This window comes from Serratia sp. DD3, from assembly GCF_000496755.2.
Genome location: NZ_AYKS02000077.1, coordinates 15005 through 41545, shown reverse-complemented (window position 1 = coordinate 41545; position 26541 = coordinate 15005). Strand labels below are relative to the sequence as shown.

Here is a 26541-nt window from a genome sequence, read left to right as displayed (position 1 = left end):
ATACCCAAGTGGATGCGCGTTGCGGACTGACATCAAGGACACCGCGATTATATCAGCGGTCTGTTGAAGTGATAATGACGTACCCTACCCGAGCACGCCATTATTCAATTAATTTACTGGGTAGGTTGTTCTCTGGTTTCACCGCTCTTTACCTCCGATGCCTACCTTATGATTAACCTCCATCACTGGCATTGCCATAAAAGCAACGACTCCGACGATGACAAAAAGAGTAACAATCATAGTTATTAGCATGTGATTACCTCTTCAACATAACGTTGTTACGGGGCACTCTGTGGTGCTGATTGATCTTTCAGGCCAAGACTGTAGGTAGGCCACGATCACTTTCACTCTTTCAGATTAGCTGTTTTTTCACTTTTACCCAAATAGTGTTGGGTGATCTTGTGTGGTTCAAACAACTGGTCAATGTGCCGTTTTGCTGCCCCAAGGTGACAACCCGAGCTCGGTCAGGTAGGCTAAGTAACAACCTATAACAGCAGGTTGCATAACGACTGGTTTTAATCACGACATCGGCAACTGGGTAAATCTATTGATACAGGCACATCATCTCTCATTAGTCTGCGCGCTCAGTAAATGGGTTGAAACCCATCTCGGGCGTGTGATCCATCTTGAAGAGTTGGCCGCTTACTCCGGCTACTCGCTCTGGCATATGCAGAAACTGTTCAAAGAGGCGACCGGGATTTCACTGGGCAAATATATCCGCGAACGTCGTCTCGCTGGGGCGGTGTATCAACTGCGTAGCAGTGATGCGCCAATTTTCGATATTGCGTTGGACTTTGGCTTCGGCTCACAGTCGCACTTTACCTATATGTTCAGAAAACGCTTCAATATCACGCCCTATGATTTCCGCCAGGATCCAAGCCTTGATCTCCCTATCGCGCCACCGCTCCATGTGATTTATCAAAAAATGCCCTGATGCGCATTATTCAACTAACCAAGAAGCCTTCATCCTATTGCGTCGCTCAGCATCTAGCTACTCACAGTAATGGCCGTCATTAAGAGAAGGAAAGAGCCTGTCACGTGGCACTTCCGTCACTATCATGCCCGCCCGTAAGCCCAGCGCGACATTGGGGTTGGGGAATAATATCCGTGCATTGGCATAGGGAACCTGGTAGCTCTCTCCCGGCTGTTCATACAGTAAGCTACCTTGCGCGAGCGGGGTAAAGTTGGCGGTATCATCGCTTAAATAGAGGCTAAAGGCTTCACTGCGCTTGATAATGGATTGTTCAACACGAAAAACACTTATCGGTGCCTGGCGGCCTATTGGTAAAGGCTGCCCACTGATTAACGCCTGTAGTGCCCCATTGATAGCACTAAACTGCCGCAGGTCGTTATCACCAAATGGCCGGGCTTTGCCTAACTCAAGGGTACAACTGGCCACTTGCAGATGTTCACAGGTAAAATGGCTAAATGTCCCCCCCGCTGCTTGATGGATCACCAACGCATCCAATTCTGCGGCCTCCAGCCAGGCGAGCATGGCCGGGTTATAAGCGGTTTGCTGATAAGGCAGCAGAGCAAAGCGCGGGTACAGTGACGCGCGGATGGCAGTATGAAGATCGTAATGAACCCGTCCCGCCCCTTCGCCGTTAAAAAAAGCGCTGACCACCTGTTCCAACTGTTGCACCCGCGCACTCTCCTCAGTGAGAGAACATTGGCGATAACGGCCACCAAACAGCCGATTAATATCCTGTGTCAGGTAGCGTTTATTGGCACGCATCGCCATTGGGTTGCCCAGTACCACCAGCAGACGCACCGCCAATGGCCTGATGCCCTGGATTAGCTCCTCCACCAATTGATTGAGCAACTCGATGGGGGCGGTTTCATTACCATGGATGCCGGCTGAGATCACCACTGCTTGCTGATAACCCTGTACTGGGCAGAGCTCCAGCAGCCCTTCCCCGAGCCACTGCCAACGTAATGTGGTGGTTTCCCCCCTGGTATGACCGGGGGGCTTAGCTGCCAAAGTCAGGGCTAATAGGTCCATCGGCTTTCCTCCGTTATTGCTGAAAGGCGTAAATCGAACCGAGCCCAAGAATCGATGTCAATGTGTCCAGTGCCTCTCGTCCCTCAAGCAATAACAGAGGATCAGCCAGATCGCTCGCGGTCAGACGGTCGCGATAGTAGTGATCGACCCACTCATTCAGCCTGCTAAACAAGCAATCATCCATCATCACACCGGGGTTCACGGCCTGGAGTTCAGCCTCATTCATCGCCACCCGTAAGCGCAGACAAGCCGGCCCGCCACCATTGCGCATACTCTCTCGCAGAGTGAACACCTTGATTTCATCAATTGGGCCGCCGCTGGTGACTATCTCATTCAGGTAGTGCCACACCGCAGCGTGCTGACGCGACTCTTCCGGCACGATAATCATCATTTTGCCATTCTGTTTGGTGAGGATCTGGCTGTTAAACAAGTAAGTGCCCACGGCATCGGCCACACTGACACGGGAGGTGGGGACTTCAATCGCCACTAATTCCGCCTCGACCGAGGCCATTTTGCGGCGTAGTTGTTCTAGCCCCTGCTGCGCATGGAGGAATGCTTGTTGATGGTAAAAAAGCACCTGCTGGTTGCTCACCGCAATGACGTCGTTATGGAATACCCCTTGGTCGATCACGGCTGGGTTTTGTTGCAAAAACAGCGTTTGTGGTTCATTCAACTGATGCAAGCGAGCAATCGCCTCGCTGGCCTCCCGGGTCTGACGGGCCGGATAGCGCACTGGGCCACTTTCCCCACCAAACTCCTGCTTACCATAAACAAAGAGTTGCACCCCAGGCTTGGCATAGTCCTTCCCCAGGCGGTTATGATTGGCGGCTCCCTCATCGCCAAAGAGCGCTACCGAGGGCAAAGCGTCATGGTGGGCAAAATAGCGGTCATCGTTAAAAATGGCACGTAACACCGCTGAGGTGGTTTCAGCCTCGATGGCCCGGTGAAATTTATTGTTCAAATTCGCTGCGGTAAAATGCACCTTGCCATCCCGACTATCTGCCGAGGGCGAAACGGTAGCGGCGTTAGCTGTCCACATTGAAGAGGCGGAACTGAGGGCAGAAAGCAAGCGCGGAGCGGTACGCATCGCCTGCACCAAGATCTGTTCATCGCTGCCACTAAAGCCCAGTTTACGCAGTGTAGGGAGATGGGGCCGCTCTTGTGGCGGCAAAACGCCTTGTTGAAAGCCCAAGTCTGCCAAGGCTTTCATTTTCAGCAGCCCTTGTTTGGCGGCTAACTTGGGGTTGGAGACACTGTTACTGTGCAGGGTTGATGCCTCGTTACCGAACGACAACCCCGCATAGTGATGGGTCAAACCCACCAGCCCATCAAAATTGACTTCATATCCCAACATTTTTCTCTCCCATCTTGGGGCGATCAATCAAACAGTAGGCCCGGGGACACACTTGCTGGCATCAGCAGTTCAGCACTTTCCAGCGAAGCCATCGGCCATGCACAATAATCTGCCGCATAAAAGGCGCTTGGCCGGTGATTACCGGAAGCGCCGACACCACCGAATGGGGCAGCGCTGGAGGCCCCGGTCAACGGTTTATTCCAGTTCACAATACCCGCCCGCGCCTCCAGTAACAGTTGTTCAAACTGCTGCCGTTGCGGGGAAACCAACCCCATCGCCAAACCATAACGGGTATTATTGGCAATGTGCAGTGCCTCGCTAAAGTCGTCGTAACGGATAATGGTGGTCAGTGGACCGAAGTACTCTTCATCCGGTACCTCCACCACATCGGTAACATCAAGAATCGCCGGAGTTAACAGCGTACTGTTATCCGCCAAGCGTTTCATGGTCAATAAAGGACGCGCCCCCAGAGCCAAAAGCTGCTGCTGAGCCTGTAACATTCTGTCTGCCGCCGCCAAGGAGATTACCCCCCCGATAAATGGCGCTGGTTCAGCATCCCAACGCCCAATACGCAGCGCCGCCGTTACCTTGACCAGGCGTTCAATAAAGGCATCCCCTTCTGGCCCACGTTTGACCAAAATACGACGCGCGCAGGTACAGCGCTGGCCAGCGGAAATAAACGCAGACTGAATGGCCAGATTCACCGTGGCATCACAGTCTACTACCTGTTCGATAATCAGGGCATTGTTGCCCCCCATCTCCAACGCCAGGATTTTTTCTGGTTGCCCTGCCAGTTGGCGATGCAGGTGATAACCAGTATTGGCGCTGCCGGTAAACAGCAAGCCGTCAATATCTCGGCTGGCTGCCAGTAATTCGCCGGTTTCACGCCCCCCTTGCAACAAGTTGATCACGCCAGGGGGTAAGCCTGCCTCCAACCACAGTTTCAGAGTCACTTCCGCCGTCAACGGGGTGAGCTCACTGGGCTTGAATACCACCGTGTTCCCAGCTAATAGTGCCGGAACGATATGACCATTGGGTAAATGCCCCGGGAAATTATAGGGCCCAAAGACCGCCAGTACGCCATGGGGGCGGTGGCGGATCACCGAAGTTGCATCCGCCATGGCTGCGGTGGTAACCCCGGTACGTGTTTGGTAAGCCTGCAATGAAATGCTCACTTTACCGATCATCGCCTGCACTTCGGTCAAGGTTTCCCAGCGCGGTTTGCTGGTTTCACGGCTGATGGTTTCAGCCACTAACTGTTTGTGCTGTTCTAGCAGCGCCGCAAAACGTTTTAATAATTGTTCACGCTGTTCAAATGGCGTGCGCGCCCAAGCTGGAAAGGCGCTACGCGCTGCGGCACAAGCCGCTGCCACATCCGCACTATCCGCCCCATTGGCGTGCCACAAGGGTTGGTTATCCATAGGATCACTTTTATGGAGCAGTGCTCCCTGGCCTGTCTGCCAGCAACCATTAATCAGTAGTGCAGGATGTGACATTATACTTTCTCCTGAATAAGCTTGATGGCCCACACAGCGCCCCCTTGTTCAACCCCCAACAACGCTGCTGTCTCGGCGTTGATGCGCAGGTGTTCATTGTCCAGTTCGCCATGCACCAACAATGCGCGATAATGGTCATAGCTATCATTCGCCACCAGGTACGTTGACCCGGAGGGAGAATAACCGCCATCATCCACCATCACTTTCACCAATTTACTTAATTTCACGCTGCGGATTTCGTCAATCTCCGCTTCGAGCGTCGGGCCACCATCAAAAATATCGACATACCCCTGATAGCGCAGCCCCTCAGCTTCCAGCAGTTTACGTGCTGGCGCGGTATGAGGATGCACCTCACCAATCACTTTTTGCGCATCCTCAGCCAAAAACTCCACATAGAGCGGATGCTTTGGCATCAATTCCGCAATAAACGCTTTCTGCCCAGTACCACTCAAATAGTCTGCCTTGGCGAACTCAATAGAAAAAAAGTGACGCCCTACGCTTTCCCAAAAGGGTGAACGGCCCTGCTCATCGGAAAAACCACGCATCTCGGCGATCACTTTATGTGAAAAATGGTTGCGAAAAGCGGCCATAAACAGGAAACGTACCTTTGACAACAATTTGCCATTCTCGCCATTACGGTAATCGGGGTCGAGAAACAGGGTACATAACTCCGAATGGCCGGTATGGTCATTACTCAAAAACAGCGTAGGTATCGATTTATAGACATTAAGCTGTTTTGACGCATGTACCTGTGTCCCGACACGAAAACTGTACCAGGGCTCACTGAGTCCCACCGCCACTTCGATGGCGCTGACCCCAACCACCTGTTGGCGCTCAGTATCTTCCATCACAAACAGATAGCACTGTTCGCCTTTCGGCAGTTCGCCCTGCCAGGTTTTTAATGCCCGTTCAATACGAGCCGATAAGGTATCTTCGTTCTGTGGCAACGAGGTGAGACCAACCCCCGATTTACCCGCTAGGGTCAGTAAATCAGCTAGGTCACGGCGCTCTATAGGGCGAATAATCATCATAATACTCACCTCAATGGTTATCGGCGGTGCCTACTCGGCACCGCCCCATGATTAGCAGCAAATTCGCGCCACCGCCCGCTCAAACCGCACTAGCCCTTCCTGCACATCTTGCTCCGGGATAATCAGTGACGGGGTAAAGCGCACCACATCGGGACCGGCGATTAACGCTATCACCCCCTCTTCATTAGCCAATTGCGTAAGTTGTTTGGCTTTGCCCGCATAATTCTGATTCAACACACAACCAATTAATAATCCTGCCCCGCGAATTTCGGCAAACAGAGGATATTGCTGGTTGATGTTATTCAACCTTTCAACAAACCACTGGTGGCGTAGTTTCACCCCATCAAGTAGTTGCGGGGTATTGATCAGTTTGAATACCGCCCCTGCCACCGCTGTCGCCAATGGATTGCCACCATAGGTGGTGCCATGGCTCCCCACATTCAGGGTTTTCGCCAATCTGTCGGTAGTTAGCATCGCCCCAATCGGAAAACCTCCCCCCAACGCCTTGGCGGTGGTCAACACATCAGGCACCACACCATACTTCATATAAGCGTACAGATATCCGGTGCGTCCCATGCCGGTTTGCACCTCGTCAAAAATCAATAACGCCCCGTGGCGGTCACACAATTCACGTAACCCTTGCAGGAACTGCAGGTCAGCCGGTAAGACACCGCCTTCCCCCTGGATAGGCTCAACAATAACCGCACAGGTATGTTGATTAATCACTTCAGCGGCGGCCGCCAAATCGTTAAACGGCGTATGAATAATGCCCGCAGGCAGCGGAGCAAAATCTTGTGAATACTTTGGCTGACCGCCAGCAGAAACCGTAAATAATGTGCGGCCATGGAAGGCATTGTTAAACGCCACTATCTGGTTTTTCCCACTAGCGCCATTATCCAAGGCATATTTGCGCGCCAGTTTCAGCGCCGCTTCATTGGCCTCTGCCCCGGAGTTGCAAAAAAAGACCTTGTCAGCAAAGGTCGCGTCAATCAGCTGTTTTGCCAGGCGCAACACCGGCTCGTTGGTGTAGCCATTGCCCAGATGCCACAACTTGTCAGCCTGTTCCAACAAGGCGGCTTTCACTTGTGGATGTGCATGCCCCAGGGCATTCACTGCAATACCTCCGGCAAAGTCGATATAATTCCGCCCTTGTTGATCCCAAACTTGAGAGCCTTCGCCCCGCACCAGAATAAAATCAGCAGGCGCATAAACCGGGACCATCCAGTCATCGAAAGCTTGGCGAGTTACTGCAATGGGTTGTTCCATAATAGGTGCCTCATCTTCACCCCCTCGTTCTGAGGTCGCGCTTGCTTCAATTTTCCTCGGCCTCAGGCTATCGATAACTCAGTTCCATGGCCGGTAGAGCAACGCTGGCATACATTCAGAACGAAAAGGAAATGTTAATTAATGGTTAAAATCACCATGCTATAGAGGTAAGTGTAGAGTAGCGCAAGAAGCCAGCTTTAGTTTTTAGCCAATTTTTTTAATTTTTGCTGTAAAAACAAAGAGTTATATTGCATAATTATGCAATAGTTATGCATTGGTAATTAATAATGGCAAAAACAAGGGCTGAAATCGTCATTAATGGCGATATTCTATGCAAGTGAAAATTATTTTTTTATTGATACTCACAAGCCGCTGATCCTGAGCTTTCAGCGGCTTGGTTACCGGAGGGGAGTTAATTGCTTACTTACGCCGTGGCTTCACTACCCAGCATACCGGTGCTATTTTGCTGTAGCCACTGGCGCACCGTGTTCACCAACTCACCAATACAGTCATCTTTCATTCCATGCTGTTTCAGTTCATTGTCCAAGGCAAACAGGTATTGCGCGTTGCTGCCCAGTGGACCGCTGGCGGAGGCGATTAAAGGAGCGATGACTTGATGACAGGTATCAGCCTCAAACAGAGGATGCTGTGAATTCATGACAAAGACCAAGGCATTGGCCACCTGGCCATGCTCCTGCAACGTCAAATCACACCAGATTGGCAGATAACAATCGGTGAGCATTTCACGCTTCCACAATAACTCTAGCTCTTCCTGTACGTTATGTTCCGGCAAGCGGAAAGCTAACCCCGTGGTTTGCCCGCCCTCTTGCAGCGCCAACATACGCCCGGGTTGATGCGGAGTGCCGCGCCCGGCAGTTAAACGCAGGCAAAACTCCCGGTGCCACCCCTTTAAAATGGCAGGACGGACTTCTTCTGCTTCAAATATCGGATTCCACATCAGCGAACCATAGCCGAAAACCCATACCGGGCTGTTGGCTGGGCGCTGGGCAAGGGTTTGCGCCAATGAGGCTGAACGCTGTTCTGCTGTCAGCAACAACGACTCATCAATAGCACCAAATGCTGTTTTACAATCCGCCTTCTGCAGAAAATCTCTGGTTAACACCGCTTACGACCTCCTGGAAATAGTTTTGTTCTACTCCCTTACTACTGTGAAATGGCAATTTATTGTTGAATCCAGAAAATATTAATTCAACGTATTTACTCTATCGATAACCCTATTCTTTTCTAACCACCTAATCAAGTTAAGCAAGCGCGTTAATATAAAAATTTATGCAATAAAATATTTCGTCTCGTTGACAAATCACGTCTGATAAAAATAAGTAAACAATTGAAATAGCCGCAACGTTTCCGTTGCGGCCATGCAGTTAAAGCTGATTAACTGTAAGCATTGAGTGTACGTTGGCACAAAATGGAACGTACACAGTCCTGTTTATCAAACTGGATAATACCGATCAACTCATCCTCAGCAAAGCGCGCCAGCGCATCACTCAGACCCGATTTGACTCCTCGCGGCAAATCGCATTGGGTAATATCGCCATTAACAATGACTGTCACATTCTCACCCAAACGTGTCAGGAACATCTTCATCTGGCTGGCTGTGACGTTCTGAGCTTCATCCAGGATCACCACGGCATTTTCGAAGGTACGCCCACGCATATAAGCAAAAGGCGCAATCTCCACTTTACCAATTTCCGGTCGCAAGCAATATTGCATAAACGACGACCCCAAACGGCGTAGCAGAATGTCATACACTGGCCGGAAATAAGGAGCAAACTTCTCAGAGATATCGCCAGGCAAAAAACCAAGGTCTTCATCTGCTTGTAGCACCGGCCGAGTAACAATAATTCGTTCGACCTCTTTATGTATCAGTGCATCAGCTGCTTTGGCGGCACTAATGTAGGTTTTGCCACAACCCGCCTCACCGACGGCAAAGATTAACTGTTTATTTTCTATGGCTGATAAGTAATGAGCTTGAGCTTCCGTTCTCGCCTCAATGGTAGAATTATCACGACAGTCACGGGCCATTCCGATGGATTCAACGCCCCCCATTTGTACTAGCGAAGTGACGCTCTCTTCTTCACGCTGGCGATGGCTACGTGTATCACGGCGAATTACGCGTTTAGCTTCACGGCGTGCTTTGATTACTGCTTTCTGTCTTCCCATAGTGGCACCTTACAGTTTGTTTCACCTACCGCAGCAATATCAGATACTGCGCGATTATGTTTCACACACGGATGAGGTTTTGCTCTCCTTTAGAGCCAGTATTTGCCGATAAAATAACGTGAATAGTTACGGGCCAGAGCGAACCGTATTTCTTCATCGAACCCTGTAGATGATGTGAAATATAAAACAGCAAGTGAGTCGAGTCAGAAGGTAATAGAGACCGGGAGTGGGTCAAAAATTGAGGGTCGAAGTGTGCGCCCTCGTTACAACGAGAAATCAGGGAAGGTGTATTTTTTGTTGTTTGTCGCCCAACCAAGGACTTGACCATAGTGATCCTCGTCATGATTATGCAGCGTTACACTGTACATCATATGAAAACTACCGCCCGTTGATTACAGTATAATGACATTCAAACGCCTTGCGTTACTAAAATGTAAAAAAAATATTATTTGATGATAATTTATACACGCTGTGTTTTCGACCTATTTTCCTCTGCTCAACATGAACAATGTCACTAAAGTGCGCAGATTAAAATCGGGTAAATAAATCCAAGTAACGCCCCTTCCGCCACGATGGATTATTAGTCAAGTTGCCACCGGGTTAGCAGCAACTTGAATACACTGGCATCTGGCGCGGCCAGGCCGCGCACCACTCACACCGTTTTAAATTGCGCTTCGGCTTGTTCAAAACGCTGGGTTATGCTGGCTGAAGGTTTACGCCCCATCAAGCTCACCAACACAATCGCGATACTGCCAAACAGAAAACCTGGAATAATTTCATAGAGATTCAACCAGGCATACTGTTTCCAGACAATCACTGTAATCGCCCCAACCAGCATCCCCGCCAAGGCCCCATTGCGGGTCATACGTGGCCACATTACTGAAATCAACACCACCGGACCAAATGCCGCGCCAAAACCTGCCCAGGCATAACTCACCAGACCCAGCACGCGGTTCTCTGGATTAGAAGCCAGGGCGATAGCCACCAGCGCCACGACCAACACCATCACACGGCCCACCCATACCAGCTCACGCTGACTGGCACCGTTACGGAAGAAGGCTTTATACAAATCCTCGGTGATAGCGCTGGAACAGACCAGCAGTTGGCAACTCAAAGTACTCATTACCGCTGCCAGGATCGCAGACAGCAGAATACCGGCAATCCATGGATTGAACAGCAACATCGCCAACTCAATAAATACCCGTTCGCCATTTTGTGACACATTACCCGCCTGCGCCGGGTTATTGGCAAAATAGGCAATACCGAAGAAACCCACAGCAATGGTCCCCGCCAGGCATAGCACCATCCAGGTCATACTGATACGACGCGCATTACGGATGGTATGATGAGAATCTGCCGCCATAAAACGCGCCAGAATATGTGGCTGACCAAAATAACCCAGCCCCCAGCCCAACAATGACAAGATGGCCACTAAATTCAGCCCCTTCATCATATCCAGATTGGCAGGGTTTTTATCACCAATGACCAAGATGGAACTGTCGATGCCACCGACGGCGAAGATAACCATCACCGGTGTGAGGATCAGCGCAAAAATCATCAGACTGGCTTGCACCGTATCTGTCCAGCTTACTGCCAGAAACCCACCAATAAAGGTATACAATATTGTCGCGGCAGCACCGGCCCACAGAGCAGTTTGGTAACTCATACCAAAGGTACTTTCAAACAAGCGAGCACCAGCAACAATCCCCGATGCACAATAGATAGTGAAAAACAGCAGAATGACGATCGCGGAAATCACGCGTAGTAGCTTACTTTTATCTTCAAAACGACTGGTGAAATAGTCCGGTAAGGTCAGCGCATTATTATTGGCTTCTGTATGCACACGCAAGCGCCCCGCCACTAACTTCCAGTTGAAGTAAGCGCCAATGGTCAACCCGATAGCTATCCAACTTTCTGAAATACCAGAAAGAAAAATGGCGCCCGGCAACCCCATCAGCAACCAACCACTCATATCTGATGCCCCAGCGGACAATGCGGTCACCACACTCCCCAACCGGCGCCCCCCCAAGATGTAATCATCGAAATTCTTGGTGGCTCGATAGGCAAGCAAACCGATCAATATCATCCCGAAAATGTAAACCAAAAAGGTCACTAACATAGGTGTGTTCATTATCATGCAACTCTCCATTCTTTTTCCCCGCTACTTGCCGTTGCCTCACTTAGCTGGCAACAGAAACTCGGGTTTTTTATGTTATCTATTTCATCGCCCCATGCCCCGGAAGGTAAAGCATGGCGATAAGCAGTGGATGAATCGTGTTTCTTTTGTTATGACCTCAACGCTGGCTATCCTAGTTGAATGAATTCATAACCAACAAGGTATTTAACAAAAAATAAACAGGAAATTTACTCTACGTCACATTTACTCACTTCCCTGGTTGCACCGATTAATGACCCAATAAGTTGCACTTATTTATCCCTATGATTAACAAATATAAATATTCTGTAACCAATATCAGTAGTCGCCATGCCGCTATCGCCTCTTGCGGCGAATATACGATTTAACTCACATTTCAATAAATCATTTTTTAACAAGGTTGCACAAGGTTGCAACATGCTGGATATTTGACAGCATCTACTCTCTAGCCACAGTCAGGAGCTGAATTGGCATGGCCACGACCACAATGGGTGTAAAACTTGATGAAGCAACACGAGACCGCATCAAGAGTGCGGCACAACGAATTGACCGCACCCCGCACTGGCTCATCAAACAAGCCATTTTCAATTATCTCGAACGGCTAGAGAGCGGTGCTGAACTTGCCGAAATCGCCGCACTCGCGACCGCCGCTCAAGCCGAAGCGGACGACATTATGCCGCAACTTTCCGCAGAGTCCCACCAACCATTCTTTGAATTTGCCGCACAAATTCTGCCACAGTCCGTTCTCCGTGCCGCCATCACCGCTGCCTACCGCCGCCCAGAGCGTGAAGCGGTGCCGATGCTGCTTGAGCAGGCCCGTTTGCCAGCTGAACTGGCCTCTGCCACCCATAAATTGGCCTATGACATCGCCGAGAAGCTACGCAATCAAAAAAGTGCCCATGGCCGTGCGGGTATGGTGCAAGGGTTGCTGCAAGAGTTTTCACTCTCTTCGCAAGAAGGGGTGGCTCTCATGTGCTTGGCTGAAGCCTTGCTCCGCATTCCAGACAAACCCACTCGGGATGCGTTAATCCGCGATAAAATCAGTAACGGTAATTGGCATGCGCATCTTGGCCGTAGTCCTTCACTGTTTGTTAACGCCGCCACTTGGGGGCTGCTGTTTACCGGCAAACTGGTGGCTACCCATAATGAAGCCAATCTATCGCACTCGCTGAACCGGATTATTGGTAAACGTGGCGAACCCCTGATCCGCAAAGGTGTGGATATGGCCATGCGCTTGATGGGGGAGCAGTTTGTCACCGGTGAAACCATTGCCGAAGCCCTGGCTAACGCGCGTAAACTGGAAAACCGAGGGTTTAGTTACTCTTACGATATGCTGGGTGAAGCGGCGTTTACTGAAGCCGATGCCCTCGCCTATTTGGCCTCTTACCAGCAAGCAATTCATGCCATTGGCAAAGCCTCAAATGGCCGTGGGATCTATGAAGGCCCGGGGATCTCCATCAAGCTTTCGGCATTACATCCGCGCTACAGTCGGGCGCAGTATGATCGTGTCATGGAAGAGCTCTATCCCCGTTTGCTTTCACTGACGCTGCAAGCCCGTCAGTATGATATTGGCATTAATATTGATGCTGAAGAGGCAGACCGCCTGGAAATCTCCCTCGATTTGCTGGAAAAACTCTGTTTTGAGCCCCAACTGGCGGGTTGGAATGGGATTGGTTTTGTTATTCAGGCCTACCAGAAACGCTGCCCGTTAGTTATTGATGCGGTGATCGATCTGGCGAGCCGAAGCCGTCGTCGTCTTATGGTGCGCCTGGTAAAAGGCGCCTATTGGGATAGCGAAATCAAACGCGCCCAAATTGATGGTTTAGAAGGTTATCCGGTCTATACCCGCAAAGTGTATACCGATATCTCTTATCTGGCCTGTGCGCGTAAATTGCTGGCGGTGCCTAACCTGATCTACCCACAATTTGCTACCCATAATGCTCACACCCTCAGTGCCATCTATCATCTGGCGGGGAATAACTACTATCCTGGGCAGTATGAATTCCAGTGTTTACACGGTATGGGGGAACCCCTGTATGAACAGGTAGTGGGTAAAGTCGCCGACGGCAAATTAAATCGCCCCTGCCGTATTTACGCCCCGGTGGGAACACATGAAACTCTGTTGGCTTATCTGGTACGTCGCCTGTTGGAAAACGGCGCCAATACCTCATTCGTTAACCGTATCGCCGATCACTCTTTGCCACTGGATGAATTGGTTGCCGACCCGGTGACTACCGTTGAACAGCTCGCGGCCCTCGAAGGGGCAATAGGCTTGCCCCATCCGCGCATTCCCTTGCCACGACACCTGTATGGTGAAAAACGGGCTAACGCCAATGGGCTGGATCTTACCAATGAACAGCGCTTGGCCTCACTTTCCAGCGCCCTGCTCTCCAGTGCCGCACAACTCTGGCAGGCTGAACCGATGATCGATGCCCCGCTAGACCAAGGCGATCGGCTCCCGGTGATCAACCCTGCTGAACCGAGCGATATTGTCGGTTATGTTCGTGAAGCCACAGCAGATGAAGTCAGCCGCGCACTCGATGCCGCAACACAGGCCGGCGGGATCTGGTTTGCCACACCGCCTGTTGAGCGGGCGGCTATTCTGCAACGCGCCGCAGAATTGATGGAAAACCAACTGCCGAGCCTGTTGGGGCTGTTGGTTCGTGAAGCCGGTAAAACCTTCAATAATGCCATCGCCGAAGTCCGTGAAGCGGTTGATTTCCTGCGTTACTATGCCAACCAGGTCGCCGATGATTTCGCGAATGATAGCCATCGCCCCCTCGGCCCCGTGGTCTGCATCAGTCCGTGGAACTTCCCATTAGCCATCTTCACCGGCCAGATTGCCGCCGCACTGGCTGCGGGCAATAGTGTGTTGGCTAAACCGGCAGAACAGACACCGCTGATTGCGGCACAAGCCGTCCATATTCTGCTGGAAGCCGGTATTCCCCAAGGTGTGTTGCAACTGTTACCAGGCCAGGGGGAAACAGTAGGGTCGCAGTTAGTTAATGATGCTCGAGTACGTGGGGTGATGTTCACCGGCTCTACAGCGGTTGCTACCCTGCTGCAACGCAGTATCGCTGGGCGCTTGGATCCACAAGGTCACCCGATACCTTTAATTGCCGAAACCGGCGGATTAAACGCCATGATCGTCGATTCCTCTGCCCTGACCGAACAAGTGGTTGCCGATGTCATGGCCTCGGCTTTTGATAGTGCTGGGCAGCGCTGCTCGGCTTTGCGGATCCTGTGTCTGCAAGAGGAAGTTGCTGAACACACGTTACAGATGTTGCGGGGGGCCATGGCGGAATATCGCATGGGCAACCCAGAGCGCCTCTCTACGGATATGGGGCCGCTGATCGATAACGATGCCAAAACCCTTATTGAGCGCCATATTCAAGCCATGAGGACCAAAGGTCGTCGGGTTTATCAGGCGGCGAAAAGCTTTGGCGATGATAACCAGCAAGAGTGGGCCCGTGGCACCTTTATTAAACCGACGCTGATCGAACTGGAGAGCTTTGACGAATTGCAAAAAGAGGTCTTCGGCCCTGTGTTACATGTGGTTCGTTTTCAGCGTGCTCATCTTGGGGCGTTGGTGGATCAGATCAATGCGGCAGGTTATGGCCTAACGCTGGGTGTTCATACCCGTATCGATGAAACCATCACTCACGTCACCGAGCAGGCCAAAGTCGGCAATCTGTATGTTAACCGCAATATGGTTGGTGCCGTTGTTGGTGTACAGCCCTTTGGTGGTGAAGGCTTATCAGGGACCGGGCCGAAAGCAGGTGGCCCACTCTATCTCTATCGTTTGCTGGCCGAACGCCCAATGGATGCCGTACAACGCACCTTTAATCATCTGGATAGTCAGCATCCTCTGGAAGCCACCCAGCGCTCGACGTTACTCGCCCCATGTCAGGCTTTAGAGCAATGGTTTAATACGCAAAAGCTATCGGAGCTGGCAGCGCTAGTCCAGCAATATGCGGCACTTGGCCAAAGTGGCATCGCACGCCAACTGCCTGGCCCCACAGGGGAGCGCAATAGTTATGCGCTGCTACCACGGGAACGGGTTCTTTGCCTGGCAAACAACCAGTCTGATGCGTTAATTCAATTAGCTGCGGTATTAGCTGTGGGTAGCCAGGTGCTCTGGCCTGAAGCCGAGTTACAACGCGCGCTATTCCGCCGTTTACCCGCAGCGGTACAGGCAACAGTCTGTTTCAGCGACAACTGGGCAGAAGATAAAGTGACATTTGATGCCGCTATCTACCATGGTGATGCTGACCAGTTACGCACCTTGAGTGAGCAAATTGCTCAACGTGATGGTGCGATAGTGTCACTACAAGGGTTTAGCCAAGGTGAAACCAACCTGTTGCTGGAACGGCTATTAATCGAGCGTTCATTAAGTATTAACACTGCCGCTGCTGGGGGGAATGCCAGCCTGATGACCATTGGCTAATGCTAAAGTCTGGGTGTGATGTCAGGCGCAATAGCGCCTGACATCGCTATATTGGATAAGAAATATTGCTGAAATCAATACTGCATATTATTATTCTAATAGTCCGTATGTTTTACTTGGTTTACCTTGGCTCTGCGCGATTTTTTAATTTTATCCTTTTATTTGAAGGTGCATCTTGATTTATGGCTAGTGTCGCCAATCCGTGATGCTTTTCTTCTTGTTAGAATTATTAATAGGCTACCCCTTAATCATGACCACAGCTATCGACTATCTGCAGACATTCCGTAAATGCTCCAGCTTAGACAGCCTGGAAAAACTCTATGACAAGCTTAATTACTCGCTGACTGATACCAACGATGTCATTAATATGTATCGTGCTGCTGATCATCGGCGTGCCGAATTGGTATCTGGTAAACTGTTTGATCTAGGGAAAATACCAAAATCGATGTGGGCACAAGTGTTCTAAACTCTGCTGACCATAGCTTCGCAAGAGCCGGTTTGATGGGACAACTGAGTCAATGATCTCAGCCAATATCCCTTGATACAGCCGGTATAGAGGCTTTTTGTATTATATTAATATCCCCACTCTGCTGATCGCAGCAACACGTTAAGTGTCAATCAAAGCCACCTACCCCATATTTCCTGCTATGCGTGACATAAAACACATTTATTGTGGTTTCAAAGCTCTACTCTTAGTAAATAAACCCGCGATAGGAGTTAAAGGGATGGCATATCGCAACGTGCTGGTTGCTGTCGCTGTGGCAGCAGATAGCCACTTGTTGGTAGAACGAGCAGTTTCACTTGTGCGCCCCAACGATGGGCAGATCACGCTGGTTAGCACCATTGCTACTCCCGAAATCTACGCTGGCCCGATGCTGGGTGACCTCCGTGCTTTGATGGAAGAGGAAGCGTTATTGTTTATGGATGAGCTGTGTTTACGCGCAAATTACCCTGCCATTACCACTCAGGTTATTCATGGTGAATTAGGTGACAGCCTCAGCTATGCCAACCAAAAGCATCCCTTTGATCTGGTTATCTGTGGTAACCACAGCGACAGCATAATCAATAAAGTGAGCTGTTCCGCCGCGCGTTTTATTAATACCAGCAGCGTTGATGTGCTGATTGTGCCGCTGTGATCTGATTGTTAACGCATCATGCAAACCGCCGACTTTCGCCGGCGGAAATCATTTAAAACCATGTGCCGAAACGGCGGATGTAGATACGCTTTATCAATTGTGCCACGACACAGTAGCTAACTAGCGTGGCAACCAACCAAGGGAAGTACTCCCACGGTAGCGGTTGCAAGCCCACCCACGCCCCCAACGGGGAGAACGGGATATAGATACCCAGAGCCATAATCACTCCGGTAGTCAACAACACAGGCAATGCTGCCGTGCTCTGAATAAAGGGGATCTTTTGAGTACGCAACATGTGCACGACTAATGTTTGTGACAACAACCCTTCAATAAACCAGCCAGATTGGAACAAAGCCTGATGTTCCACGCTATTGGCAGCAAAAACAAACCACATCAGCGCATAAGTGGTGATATCGAAGATCGATGAAGTGGGCCCGATCCACAGCATAAAGCGGCCAATATTCTTCGCATCCCATTTACGTGGTTTACGCAGAAACTCTTTATCCATCTTGTCCCATGGCAATGACAGTTGCGAGATATCGTACATCAGGTTTTGTAATAATAAGTGGATGGCCAACATCGGCAAAAATGGGATAAATGCACTGGCCACCAGCACTGAGAACACGTTACCAAAGTTGGAGCTGGCGGTCATATTGAGATATTTGATGATATTACCGAAGGTTTCACGCCCTTTGAGGACCCCTTCTTCCAACACCATCAGGTTTTTTTCCAGCAAGATAATATCTGCGGACTCCTTGGCAATATCGGTCCCCGTATCCACCGAGATCCCCACGTCCGCATCACGTAGTGCTGGGGCATCATTAATACCATCACCCAGAAAACCCACTGTATGACCATTCCCCTGCAACATTTTTAGCACGCGCGATTTTTGCAACGGCGTTAACTTGGTGAATACCGTGCGCTGTTCCACTTCACACGCCAGTTGAGCATCATCCATCTGCTCAATCTCCAGGCCAGAGAGTGGCTGCCCTGGCTCCAAACCCACATCTCGGCAAATTTTGCAGGTAATCACCGGGTTATCGCCGGTCAGTACTTTCACCGCTACGCCATTTTCCTGTAGTGCGGCAATGGCCTCTTGGGCACTCTCTTTCGGTGGATCAAGAAAGGTCAAGACCCCTTCAATCACCAGGTCTCGCTCATCCGCGATACCAAGTGGCAAGGTGCAACCCTGCAGCCCCAGTTCGCGGGTTGCCAGTACCAATACCTGAAAACCATCTTCATTGTACTGGCTAGCCAATGCCTGCAAAGCAGCGCGGCGCGCATCATCCAGTAGCAGTGTCTGCTGCCCTTCACGCACGTGAGTGGCAATCTCCAGCATCTCTTCTACGGCACCTTTGCAAATCAACAAATGATGCTGTGCTTCATCTTGCACCACTATCGATAGGCGGCGACGTATAAAGTCAAACGGCAGCTCATCAACCTTGCTGTAACGCCCCAATGCCTCGACCCCGGGTTTACCCCGGCCAAAACGGATCACCGCCTGATCCATCAGATTTTTCATGCCACTTTGGTGGAAGCTGTTCAGCCAAGCCAAATGCAGCACATGATTATCTTTGCAACCATTCACATCCAGATGGTGTTCCAGAATGATGCGATCTTGGGTTAACGTCCCGGTTTTATCGGTACAGAGCACATCCATGGCACCAAAGTTCTGGATAGCATTCAGGCGCTTCACCACCACTTTGCGGCGTGCCATGGCAATCGCCCCTTTTGCCAGGTTCGAACTAACAATCATTGGCAACATTTCTGGCGTCAGCCCCACGGCCACGGCCAACGCGAACAGCGCCGCTTCACTCCAGTCCCCCTTGGTGAACCCATTGATCAGCAACACAATCGGTACCATCACCAACATAAAACGGATCAACAGCCAACTAACGCTGTTCACCCCGCGGTCAAAAGCAGTTTGCGATCGAGTGCCAACAATCGACTTGGCCAACGAGCCAAAATAAGTTCTCCCTCCGGTAGCCACCACCACCGCCGTGGCCGTCCCACTGGCCACGTTAGTCCCCATCAGGCAAATATTCGACAGTTCAAGTAACTCACTTTCACTGGAGGGATCTATTTCGAGGGATTTCTGACTGACGTTGCCCATCACATCATATTTCTCGATGGGAATCGCTTCGCCGGTCAAAATTGCCTGGCTGATAAACAGGTCACGTGAATTGAGCAAGCGAACATCAGCGGGCACCATGTCACCAGCAGAAAGCTGAATAATATCGCCGGGCACCAGCTCACGAAGCGGGATCTCCAACGCCTGCGGTTGGCTGTTATAAGTGTGACGACGTAATACCGTCGCGGTGGTACGCACCATCGACTTGAGTGATTCGGCAGCCTTATTGGTGCGATACTCCTGCCAGAAACGCAGCAAACCACTCAGTGTTACCATCACCGAAATAATAATGACGCCAGTAAGATCGGTTTCTTCACCGTGCCGGGCGGGTAGCCAATAATCGGTAAAGAAACTGATCGCCGCCAACACCATCAGTACAAAGATAAATGGATTATTAAATGCGCTGAGTAATTGAATCAATGCATGAGGGGCTTTCTCATGTGCAACCTGGTTAATACCAAACTGTTGTAAACGTTCTTGAGCATCTTCCTGGGTTAGCCCAATGCGGTTACAGTTCAAATTTGCCAATGTTTGATCAAGGCTGTTCTTTGCCTCTAAAGCAATGGCATAAGGTTCGTGGCCTTTATCACGGCGACGAGTGTTTTCTTTTAGATAAGTCATAACGCTATTCTCTTATTTTACTCTGCACGCAGGGATACCCCGCCCGTAATAACGGGTGAACATATGCAGACTATTATTTATTTAAATGGCGTTGTTAGCGTGATTGTTATTACATTAACAACGCATAATAATAAAACCTCTGGGGTGATCGTCCATAACACATCCTTATCACCTATTAGGTGAAGATAAATGATAATTAACTGGGTAACTCTGAAGCGATACGCCAATGAACGGCACTGACACTACGTTCTAAACTTACCCGACAAACAATGCCTTCAATCTCTTTTTGTGCTCCTGGATTAGCCAAGATCTCGGCACAAACTTCCAACTGACCCGGGCTGGCAATATCAGCACTGCGCAGCGACTGTAAGCGTAATGCGACGCCATTCAATGCCTGCAATATCAATGTGCGAACCATAATTTCATCCTGCTCACCACAGGTCACCTGAATACGGTAACGCAACTCGAGGTCTACCGCTTGTTGCTGCGGTTGCAGATTGATACGTTGAGCGGCTTCACGCAGCAGGATATTGGCACAGAGAATCACCATGGTTGCCGAGGCCGCTTCCCAATGCTGCCCTAGGCCACAGAGCACCCCAATAGCGGCCGAGCACCATAATGTCGCTGCCGTATTAAGGCCGCGGATATTGAACCCTTCACGCATAATTACCCCAGCGCCAAGGAAGCCAATACCAGAGACAATCTGTGCCGCGATGCGCCCAGCACTAGAGGGTTCAGCCGTCGCTGAACTCAGGATAAATAGCGCAGCCCCAGTGGCCACCAACGCATTGGTTCGCAAACCTGCCATGCGTTGACGCCATTGGCGCTCGGCACCAATCACTGCACCCAGGCTCATCGCCAGTAATAAATTCAAAACAAAAGGAGTCATAGCCATGATAGTCCCCTTAATTAATAACAGGAGGTCAAATCATGTGCTGCTATATTCGAGATACCTGAAAATTATTGCATCAAGTAATAAAGCTTTAAGCACACGCGAAATCGCGCTGAGTAATAATCAGCGAGTTAGCGTGCTATTGCCTGGAGGGAAAAGGCTGTGGCTAGTCAATACCATAATAACATCCGAATTCATTCACCCGATGTAATTAGCTGTCGGGCATACATAAATTTATTTTCGGGTTTGCACAGCTCGAAGTAATGAGAGAGGTGCTGCCCGCCGTTTTCGGCAAGCAACAAATCAGAAGAGATAGGTTAGCTTGCCTTGCTTATTTCGCTACTACTGCAACTGTCCAATATATTTTCTCCACTGAAATTTGGTTTGAATTATAGTTATCTGGTTTTACAAAGTAAAGAATAAATCCATGCAATAGGAATATTTTTATAGATATCCTATTTATCCCTAAGCCCATTGAATTTTCAGAACAAAGTGCAATGTATTTTGAACCTTGCTTATGCAGGTTTCGGATCAGAGGAGTTTATGGATGAACCAAGTCATGGTGGCAAGCCAATATGGCGGCAGAGGGATTAACGGTGAATTTAAAAAACAAAACCCTGTCAGCATGATGCTCACAGGGTTAGAATAATCATTTTGGCCAACCGCCAAAGCGGTTCTTTAATCAGCCAAAAACTGATTAGATAGCGGTAACGTTAGCCGCTGATGGACCTTTAGCACCGTTCTCAATAGAGAACTGTACTGTCTGGCCTTCTGCCAGGGTCTTGAAGCCTTGGTTCTGAATAGCAGAGAAGTGTACAAACACATCTTTGCTACCGTCTGCAGGAGTGATAAAACCAAAACCTTTAGACTCGTTGAACCACTTCACTTGACCTTTGATCATGTTAGACATGTCGATTTCCTTCAAAAAAAATTTAAGCCGCCATGGGCATGTAATAGCCGGTTATCAGTTACTTATGGAGGCACTAGAAAGGAAATTCGTCAGTGAAGAGCTATCCAGGATAACGCTTTAAATTTGAACTACTTTACTCAAAATGTCGTGCATAAATAGGTCTGTACCACAGGCCAGGGCTATTAACGCATAGCCCGCATTTAATAGCAACTGTTTTCGTCCCTCAGGGCTCAGAAACAGCTCCCATTGAACACTATCCAGCCACTTAAGATATCCCTCATAAGACAGCAACCCCCGGGTGTTGCTGTCTCCGGCTACGCTTGGACAACCTAAGATTCATCAGTGGGTTTTGTTGATAGCTCGGGCAACTCTGAAGCGCAAAACCTACAGAATAGCGCGTCATTTTCATGTCCACCACGTAAACACCCCTCACAATGACGCATTTGACGATCACGATGGCGTTGCAATTCCTGTGTCATATAGGAGGTAAAAATACCTGTTGGTACCGCAATAATCGAATAACCGACCAAAATCAACAACGAAGCCAACAATCTCCCAAACGCCGTGTGTGGCACGATATCACCATAGCCTACCGTGGTTAAGGTCACTACCGCCCAATACATCGAAGCGGCCAGGCTGGTAAACTCGCCGCTACCACCCTCAACCGCATACATCAGCCCACCAAAAATACATAACACCACCGCAACAAAGGCAAAAAAGACAGCCAGCCTATGCCGGGCTAACTTCAGACTGCGCCAGACGATGTTCATCCCATTCATGTAGCGCAGCAATTTCAGTACACGTAATACACGTAATATCCGCAACACACGCAACAACAGGACAGACTCCATCCCCAGCTGCGGAAAAAGCCAGATGATGTACATCGGCAACATGGATAACAAGTCCACAATACCGAAAAAACTGTAGGCATACCGCTCTTTACTCGGTGTCGCCCACAACCTCAGTAGGTACTCCACAGTAAACACCGCAGTGAAAAATAATTCCGCACAAAATAGCAGATGGACCAGTTGCGCATTGGGGATATATACCGTGTTACCACCGGGTTCAAGAAACAGCACCACGACGCTCAGTAAGGTGATGGTGATCCAAAATGCTTCCATTCGCCTCCCTGAACGGGATTGGTTATCAAACAACTGTTGATAACAGCGCTGGCGTAAGGTTGTAATCTTTTCTTTATTTTGCATATTCAATAGGTTATATAAATTACTTTGTAATATTTCAGTTGCACACATAACTCTGAAAAACGCCAACGGCAAGTGCACTGACGCCCTCGGCGTAACCCTGCCACTTGAATAGCAGCTGTTCCATACGCAAACTAGTTCCATACGCCAAATAGTCCTATGCGTTCTAGCTTACACTGACTTAATGATTCGAGTAAGTCTCTGTTATCCTCCCTCGCTTGCAGGGTGACAGGTCTATAGGATAGATAGAGTCAACCGCCTCCCTATCACACCGTTTAAGGATAAGAACATGCCCAGCCATCTACGACTTCCTGACACCATGAAAGTCATCGAAATCAGTCAGCCCGGTGAACCCAATGTTCTGGCGCTTGCTCAACGGCCCTTGCCCACATTGGCAGCTGGCGAAATTCTGGTAAAAGTCGCTGCCGCTGGCGTTAACCGCCCAGATGTGATGCAAAGACGTGGTCACTATCCTCCCCCGCCTGGGGCTTCAGATATTCCTGGCTTGGAAGTGGCTGGTGTTGTTGCCGCCGTGGGGAGCAACGTACAAAAATATCAACCAGGGGATCAGGTTTGTGCGCTGGTCGCCGGTGGGGGTTATGCTGAATACTGCCAGGTTGATGAACGCAATGCCTTACCGGTCCCCCACGGATTAAGCCTGGTGGAAGCGGCCGCCATTCCAGAAACCTTTTTCACTGTTTGGGTCAATGTTTTTCAGCGTGCGCACTTGCAGGCGGGGGAAACCGTGCTGATCCATGGTGGTACTTCTGGCATTGGCACGGTGGCCACTATGCTGGCTAAGGCTTTCCATGCTTACGTCATCACCACCGTAGGGTCAGAAGAAAAACGGCAGGCCAGCCTGGCCCTGGGGGCTGATGTGGCGATCAACTACCACATTGAAGATTTTGTCGAGCAGGCCAAACTCGCCACCAACGGTAAAGGAGCTGATGTTATTGTCGATCTAATTGCTGGCGAGTATGTTGAGAAGAACTATAAAGCGGCGGCGATGGACGGGCGAATTGTACAAATTGGCACCCAAAACGGCGTGGTTAAAGAACTCAACCTGATGCCATTATTGCTCAAGCGCCTCACTCATAGCGGTTCGACGTTAAGGGCACGCAGTGTGGAAGATAAAGCACAAATCGCAGACGATCTAGCCATGAAAGTATGGCCATTGTTAGAGCGTGGTGTGCTAAAGCCGCAGATTTTTAAAACCTTCCCGCTGGAGCAAGCCTCACAAGCCCATGCACTGATGGAATCCAGTGCTCATATTGGCAAGATTGTTCTCACAATTTAAGCTGTCACGCCACAAGGAAGGGGGCCAACCTTGCCCCCTTGAGAACCACTATAGCGGCCTTATTTGATGTCACTTCAATCAGCTTTTGAGTTTTCTGTAAACAAAAAGCACTATCAAAGCACCAACAACAGCAACCGCGAAACTACCTATATTAAAACCGTCAACCCCACCCATCTGGAAAAACCGGGTACTGATAAACCCACCGACTACCGCCCCAACAACCCCCAGAATGATAGTCATGATCAAACCACCTTCATCCTTGCCTGGCATAATCCACTTAGCCAAAAAACCGGCGATTAAGCCAAAGATAATCCAGGAAATGATGCCCATGTTGACTCTCCCCATGCACTTTTTACCTAACAGCAATCAAATAACCATTCCGGCTCAGCCGTTACAGTTATTATCCTCCCCCGAGAGCACACTCGGATAAGCGATACCTTAACCCTTCATTATTCAAGCTACAGGCTTATTAACTGTAATTTGAATCAAATCTGGAACAGACACTATTACTATAGGCAAAGAATCAGCATCTGACATCCTCCCCAAGCAGCACACTTTAACTGAGCAAAATTTATGCTATATTAATAAAGCTGTCATATTTAGATGCTTTAATAAGCTATACTCTATAGGAATCAATCGGGCTTGGACTGGAGGTAGCGCTATGAGTAACCCTTCTTTCATGCTATTTCTGGCTTTGATCTATACCCTTGCTGCCGTGTGGGATGGTTCTGTGGCAATGCTGACCAAGTATGGCCAGTTGTTGTCAATGATGATCCAGGGCTAGGTCAATATCCTTTCACTTGCCTAACCGTACTCCTGGTGATGCTTTAAGCGCCAGATTACAGGTTCGAAGGTGGATAGCCAAATTACCGATAGGGCTCAAAGGGCATAACTTTGAGCCTATGGATGGCTTTTCACACCGAATATTCTACCTCTTTCCCATACCGACACACAGAACCCCCTACTATCCCCGATAGAACTGCAAAGGGGAGCAGAAGCTCGATCACCCATCATTCCATATTCTGTACTGATACATTGTCACTACCCGCTGTCAGGGTCTGACGACGATAGTAATAAATCAGCACCAGCAACAACGTAAATGGAATACCAAACAACAGCGTCATTTTAAAAAAGTCGGTAAACAGTGTTGTCACCATTAACGCGAACATCAATGTCCCCCCCAATAACGTAAAATAGGGGTAGCCCCACATGCGGAACTTAAGCTGCGTCTGAGTATGCTGGCGGCGGAAAAACAGATGAGTAACAAAAATCATCAACCAAGTAAAACAAGCCCCATATACCGAGATAGACATCATCACGGCAAAGGATTGTTGTGGATAAACAAAACTCAATATGATGGAAACCACAATGCCAATACAGGATATTGCCAATGCATTGACCGGGATCCCGCGTTTGCTGATGCGACCCAGAACAGCAGGTGCTTGCCCGGCGCGAGAAAGTGAGAACATCATACGTGTAGTGATATATAACTGGCTATTCATCGCCGACAGCGCGGCAACCAACACCACAAAGTTAAAGATCCCCGCAGCAGCAGGCAATTGGATCACATTCATCGCCACCAGAAATGGGCTTTCACCAGTACCGGATTGCCGCCAGGGCACAATGGCCAGCATCAGGGCAATCGACATCATGTAAAAAATAAACAGCCGTAGAATGGTCCCTTTAAATGCGGTTTTCACTGCGGTGACCGGGTTTTTTGCCTCGCCGGCCGCCACCGCGATCATCTCAATACTTAAGTAACTAAAGATCGATACAATAACGGCAAACCACATTCCTTTTACCCCGAAAGGGAAAAACCCACCGTTATCCGTAAAGTTACGAATGCCAAAAGTAGGATTAGAAGAAACCATCAAGATACCGATCCCAATTACAATAAATGCCGATATCGCCACCACCTTGATGGTTGAAAGGGCATATTCCACCTGACCAAATGATTTAACCCCGATAATGTTGATAAGGATCACCGCTGCCGAGAACAACAGCACCCAAGGCCAAGTGGGCGTATCTGGAAACCAAAATTGCATATACACGCCGATCGCCGTCACTTCGGTGCCCACCGCCAGCACCACGCAAGACCAATATGAATAACGCACCAAAAAACCAAACAGTGGGCTCAGATAATACTCAGCATAATCACCAAACGAACCGGAGGTAGGATGTTCAGCCGTCATCTCCGCCAAACATCCCATTAACAGAAGTGCAATGACGCCACCAATAAAATAACTGAGCAGCACGCTTGGCCCCGCCATCTGGATAGCATAAGCACTACCGAGAAACAGGCCAGTACCGATCGCCCCGCCAATCGCCAACATCGTCATTTGCCCGGCGGTTAAATGCTTCTGCAAGCCGCCTTGCCGTTGCGCTATCTCATTAAAACCGGCTTTCTCTTTCATGAT

Annotated in this window: 20 protein-coding genes; 6 read left to right on the top strand and 14 right to left on the bottom strand. The window is 49.6% G+C overall.

The genetic code is table 11. The features are described from left to right. Positions 1–547: 547 nt before the first annotated feature. Positions 548–934: a helix-turn-helix domain-containing protein gene (locus IO95_RS15125; RefSeq protein ID WP_023491511.1), complete on the top strand. Its 387-nt coding sequence runs from the start codon at positions 548–550 to the stop codon at positions 932–934. A gap of 57 nt (positions 935–991) precedes the next feature. Here the strand turns inward: IO95_RS15125 and astE are convergent, their stop codons facing one another. The 8 genes from astE to putP all read right to left on the bottom strand — a co-directional run bounded on the left by astE (position 992) and on the right by putP (position 11470). Next, positions 992–2002 carry a succinylglutamate desuccinylase gene (astE, locus tag IO95_RS15120; RefSeq protein ID WP_023491510.1) on the bottom strand — a complete coding sequence of 337 codons (1011 nt, stop codon included), beginning with the start codon at positions 2000–2002 and terminating at the stop codon, positions 992–994. Positions 2003–2015: 13 nt separating this feature from the next. Then, positions 2016–3356 (bottom strand): N-succinylarginine dihydrolase, encoded by a 1341-nt coding sequence (astB, locus tag IO95_RS15115; protein WP_023491509.1) that lies wholly within the window; start codon positions 3354–3356, stop codon positions 2016–2018. 23 nt (positions 3357–3379) lie between these two features. Further along, a complete protein-coding gene (gene astD / locus IO95_RS15110; RefSeq protein WP_023491508.1) occupies positions 3380–4852 on the bottom strand; it encodes a succinylglutamate-semialdehyde dehydrogenase in 1473 nt (490 codons plus the stop codon). Further along, on the bottom strand, positions 4852–5883 hold the full coding sequence (gene astA, locus IO95_RS15105) for an arginine N-succinyltransferase (RefSeq protein ID WP_023491507.1): 1032 nt from the start codon (positions 5881–5883) through the stop codon (positions 4852–4854). Before astA ends, astD begins: the two co-directional genes overlap by 1 nt. Before the next feature lie 51 nt (positions 5884–5934). Then, positions 5935–7149 (bottom strand): aspartate aminotransferase family protein, encoded by a 1215-nt coding sequence (locus IO95_RS15100; RefSeq protein WP_023491506.1) that lies wholly within the window; start codon positions 7147–7149, stop codon positions 5935–5937. A gap of 424 nt (positions 7150–7573) precedes the next feature. Further along, positions 7574–8272: a gamma-glutamylcyclotransferase gene (locus IO95_RS15095; protein WP_023491504.1), complete on the bottom strand. Its 699-nt coding sequence runs from the start codon at positions 8270–8272 to the stop codon at positions 7574–7576. Positions 8273–8544: 272 nt separating this feature from the next. After that, positions 8545–9333: a phosphate starvation-inducible protein PhoH gene (gene phoH, locus IO95_RS15090; RefSeq protein ID WP_023491503.1), complete on the bottom strand. Its 789-nt coding sequence runs from the start codon at positions 9331–9333 to the stop codon at positions 8545–8547. Between the two features lie 652 nt (positions 9334–9985). Then, positions 9986–11470: a sodium/proline symporter PutP gene (gene putP / locus IO95_RS15085; RefSeq protein WP_023491501.1), complete on the bottom strand. Its 1485-nt coding sequence runs from the start codon at positions 11468–11470 to the stop codon at positions 9986–9988. 490 nt (positions 11471–11960) lie between these two features. Here putP and putA point away from each other — a divergent pair, with 490 nt between their 5' ends. The 3 genes from putA (at position 11961) to uspC (ending at position 17071) form a co-directional block, all read left to right on the top strand. After that, positions 11961–15935 carry a trifunctional transcriptional regulator/proline dehydrogenase/L-glutamate gamma-semialdehyde dehydrogenase gene (gene putA / locus IO95_RS15080; RefSeq protein WP_023491500.1) on the top strand — a complete coding sequence of 1325 codons (3975 nt, stop codon included), beginning with the start codon at positions 11961–11963 and terminating at the stop codon, positions 15933–15935. Between the two features lie 250 nt (positions 15936–16185). After that, on the top strand, positions 16186–16401 hold the full coding sequence (gene ydgT, locus IO95_RS15075; protein ID WP_037386000.1) for a transcription modulator YdgT: 216 nt from the start codon (positions 16186–16188) through the stop codon (positions 16399–16401). Between the two features lie 259 nt (positions 16402–16660). Then, on the top strand, positions 16661–17071 hold the full coding sequence (uspC, locus tag IO95_RS15070) for a universal stress protein UspC (RefSeq protein ID WP_023491498.1): 411 nt from the start codon (positions 16661–16663) through the stop codon (positions 17069–17071). 52 nt (positions 17072–17123) lie between these two features. Here the strand turns inward: uspC and mgtA are convergent, their stop codons facing one another. The 4 genes from mgtA to IO95_RS15045 form a co-directional block, all read right to left on the bottom strand. After that, positions 17124–19823 carry a magnesium-translocating P-type ATPase gene (gene mgtA / locus IO95_RS15065; RefSeq protein ID WP_023491497.1) on the bottom strand — a complete coding sequence of 900 codons (2700 nt, stop codon included), beginning with the start codon at positions 19821–19823 and terminating at the stop codon, positions 17124–17126. 196 nt (positions 19824–20019) lie between these two features. Next, positions 20020–20718, bottom strand: a complete 699-nt coding sequence (locus IO95_RS15060) for an MgtC family protein (protein WP_037385986.1) — start codon at positions 20716–20718, stop codon at positions 20020–20022. Between the two features lie 694 nt (positions 20719–21412). Then, positions 21413–21625: a transcription antiterminator/RNA stability regulator CspE gene (cspE, locus tag IO95_RS15050; protein WP_023491494.1), complete on the bottom strand. Its 213-nt coding sequence runs from the start codon at positions 21623–21625 to the stop codon at positions 21413–21415. A 329-nt stretch (positions 21626–21954) separates the two neighbouring features. Then, positions 21955–22746 (bottom strand): ion transporter, encoded by a 792-nt coding sequence (locus tag IO95_RS15045; protein WP_235186778.1) that lies wholly within the window; start codon positions 22744–22746, stop codon positions 21955–21957. Positions 22747–23116: 370 nt separating this feature from the next. On the opposite strand from IO95_RS15045, the gene IO95_RS15040 reads away from it, so the two are divergent. After that, positions 23117–24124 carry an NAD(P)H-quinone oxidoreductase gene (locus IO95_RS15040; RefSeq protein WP_023491491.1) on the top strand — a complete coding sequence of 336 codons (1008 nt, stop codon included), beginning with the start codon at positions 23117–23119 and terminating at the stop codon, positions 24122–24124. A 78-nt stretch (positions 24125–24202) separates the two neighbouring features. Here the strand turns inward: IO95_RS15040 and IO95_RS15035 are convergent, their stop codons facing one another. Further along, positions 24203–24454 (bottom strand): GlsB/YeaQ/YmgE family stress response membrane protein, encoded by a 252-nt coding sequence (locus IO95_RS15035; RefSeq protein WP_023491490.1) that lies wholly within the window; start codon positions 24452–24454, stop codon positions 24203–24205. A 331-nt stretch (positions 24455–24785) separates the two neighbouring features. On the opposite strand from IO95_RS15035, the gene IO95_RS26340 reads away from it, so the two are divergent. Then, positions 24786–24908, top strand: a complete 123-nt coding sequence (locus IO95_RS26340) for a hypothetical protein (RefSeq protein WP_023491489.1) — start codon at positions 24786–24788, stop codon at positions 24906–24908. A gap of 226 nt (positions 24909–25134) precedes the next feature. Here the strand turns inward: IO95_RS26340 and IO95_RS15030 are convergent, their stop codons facing one another. Further along, positions 25135–26538, bottom strand: a complete 1404-nt coding sequence (locus IO95_RS15030; protein WP_023492819.1) for an amino acid permease — start codon at positions 26536–26538, stop codon at positions 25135–25137. Positions 26539–26541 lie beyond the last annotated feature (3 nt).